Genomic DNA, 265 nt, shown 5'->3' on the forward strand with positions numbered 1-265 from the left:
CGTGATGGAGGCCATGAAGATGGAGCACACCATCGCCGCGCCGCGCGCGGGCGTGGTGCAGGAGCTGCTGTATGCGCCCGGCGACCAGGTCATGGAAGGCGCCGAGCTGCTGAAGCTGGCCGCCGTCGCCATCGCCGACGCCGTCTGAGCCACAAGACCGGGCCGGACGCCGTTCGCACCCCGGTGCGACAGCGCCCGGCCGGCGCAGGCGTTAACCTCGCACGCCATGAAAATCACTTTTTGCTGTACCGACACCAAATCCGAA

Annotated in this window: 1 protein-coding gene; it reads left to right on the forward strand. The window is 67.5% G+C overall.

Features of this window, described 5'->3' with window-relative positions; translation table 11 throughout:
- Positions 1–148: acetyl-CoA carboxylase biotin carboxyl carrier protein subunit (locus tag B2J89_RS22205; RefSeq protein WP_169170895.1), on the forward strand; the 148-nt coding region annotated here is incomplete at its 5' end.
- Positions 149–265: the final 117 nt, after the last annotated feature.

Source organism: Acidovorax sp. SRB_24 (assembly GCF_012931925.1).